The 2,095-nt window shown below is 68.3% G+C and carries 2 protein-coding genes; both read right to left on the bottom strand.

Translation table 11 applies throughout. The features are described 5' to 3' along the window. Positions 1-227: 227 nt before the first annotated feature. Positions 228-1,130, bottom strand: a complete 903-nt coding sequence (locus RMO04_RS00325) for an alpha/beta hydrolase (protein ID WP_309642805.1) — start codon at positions 1,128-1,130, stop codon at positions 228-230. A 75-nt stretch (positions 1,131-1,205) separates the two neighbouring features. After that, positions 1,206-2,095: DUF3553 domain-containing protein (locus tag RMO04_RS00320; RefSeq protein WP_309642804.1), on the bottom strand; the 890-nt coding region annotated here is incomplete at its 5' end.

Genomic DNA, 2,095 nt, shown 5'->3' with positions numbered 1-2,095 from the left:
CCGGAAACCGGCGAGAGCGTCTGCGGGCCCTCGGGACCGATCAGCTCACGTGGTGACGGCTTGATCGCCAGGCCCGCGCCCACCCCGGCCAGGGCGAACACGGCCACGCCGATCGCGGCCGAGGCGTCGATGCGGGGGCTCTGGCGGGTCATCGCTGGTAACAAGCGCCCAACGACCGGCTCGGTTCAAGCCCGTTCGCGTCCCGGGCGGGTCCGTCTCGTAAAAGCCTAGGCTTCCGCCCGCGCCCGCGCCGTCGCCCGCTCGATGAGATCGCACAAGGCGCCGATCAGCGGCTTTGGCAGGTTGTGGCCCATGGCGGGCAGGACATGCAGTTCCGAGCCGGGAATGGTCGCGTGGGTGTCCTCGCCGCCGGTCGGTGGGACCAGCGGATCGTCGGCGCCGTGAATGATCACGGTCGGGGCGGTGATCTTGGCGATGGTCGCCCGGCGATCGCCGCTGGCGACGACGGCCGCCATCTGGCGGGCGAACCCGACCGGATAGAAGCTGCGCTCGAAGTCGGACTTGAGGTTGGCGCGCAGCTCGGCCTCGTCGGCCTGGAAGTTGGGCCCGTTCATGATCCGCGCGCCGCTGACGCCGTGATCGAGGAAGCCTTCCAGGTCCTCCAGCGGGCTCGGCCCTCGCTGGGTCAACCGCTCCATGGCCTCGGGCTTGGCCGGGGGCAGGGCGGGGTTGCCGGTGGTCGACATGATCGAGGTCAGCGACAGCACGCGGTCGGGATACTCGGCGGCCAGGTTCTGGGCGATCATCCCGCCCATGGAGGCGCCGACGATGTGCGCCCGCTCGATACCCAGGGCGTCCATCAGACCCACGCCGTCGGCGGCCATGTCGGAGACGAAATAGGCGACCGACGGCTTCTGGCCCGACATCAGGGCCTTGTAGACCTCGGTCATGTCCGGGGCGCCGGCCTCGTCGAACTTGTGCGACAGCCCGACGTCGCGGTTGTCGTACTGGACGACCCGGTAGCCGCGCTTCGCCAGCTCAGCCACGAATTCCGCGGGCCAACGAGTCATCTGGGCGCCCAGGCCCATGATCAGCAGCAGCGCCTCGCCGGTCTCCGGACCGTGGGCTTCATAGTGCAGCGGAATGCCGTTGGCGGTGATCTGGGGCATGAATTTCCCGTGGGTTGGTTGCGCAATGAGACTTCACCTTGGAGGTCTTCTGCGTAGGGCGCACGAAGAAAATCGTCAGCCCTTCTCCACGAACGAGTCGATGACCTTCTTCTCGCCGGCCTTCTCGAAGGTCACCGTCAGCTTGTTGCCGTCGACGCTCTTTACTTCGCCGTAGCCGAACTTGAGGTGGAAGACCCGGTCGCCGCGCTTGTAGGCGCTGGCCGCCGAGGCGTCGGAGACGGCGACCAGGCGGCCCTGGCCCTCGATCACTGCGCCGCGCCCGGGGTGGCTGCCGTGGTAGTTGCGTTCCTGGGCGCGTTTCCAGCCGGGTGAGGAATAGCCGGCCCCGAAGCCGGGGGTTTCGTCCCAGCGGCTGCCGTGCTGCTGCATGCCCGGGCCGCCGCCGTAATAGCCGGTCTCGGAGGTGGCCTCGACATTGGCCAGGGGCAGTTCGTCGACGAAGCGCGAGGGGAGCTGGCTGGTCCAGCGGCCATAGACCTGGCGATTGGCGGCGAAGGAGATGCGGGCTTCCTCGCGGGCTCGGGTGATGCCGACATAGGCCAGGCGGCGTTCCTCCTCGAGGCCCTTCTCGCCCTTCTCGTCCATGCTGCGCTGGGACGGGAAGACGCCTTCCTCCCAGCCCGGCAGGAAGACCAAGGGGAACTCCAAGCCCTTGGCGGAGTGCAGGGTCATGATCTGCACCGCGTCGGCCTGAGGCCCCTTGTCCAGGTCCATGACCAGGGAGACGTGCTCCAGATAGTCCTGAAGGGTCTCGAAGGACCCCATGGACTGGACCAGCTCCTTCAGGTTCTCGAGCCGCGTCTGGGCGGTGGGCGTCTTGTCCAGGCGAAGGGCGTCGGTGTAGCCGCTCTCCTCCAGCACCTGCTCCATCACGCGAGGATGCGGCGCCTCGCCCGCCTGGACGCGCCAGCGGTCGACGTCGCGCAGGAAATTGGCCAGCGCCG

It is taken from the genome of Phenylobacterium sp., assembly GCF_031412415.1.
Taxonomy (GTDB): domain Bacteria; phylum Pseudomonadota; class Alphaproteobacteria; order Caulobacterales; family Caulobacteraceae; genus Phenylobacterium.
Note: the sequence above shows the minus strand (reverse complement) of the source record. Positions and strands in the feature narration are given on the sequence as shown.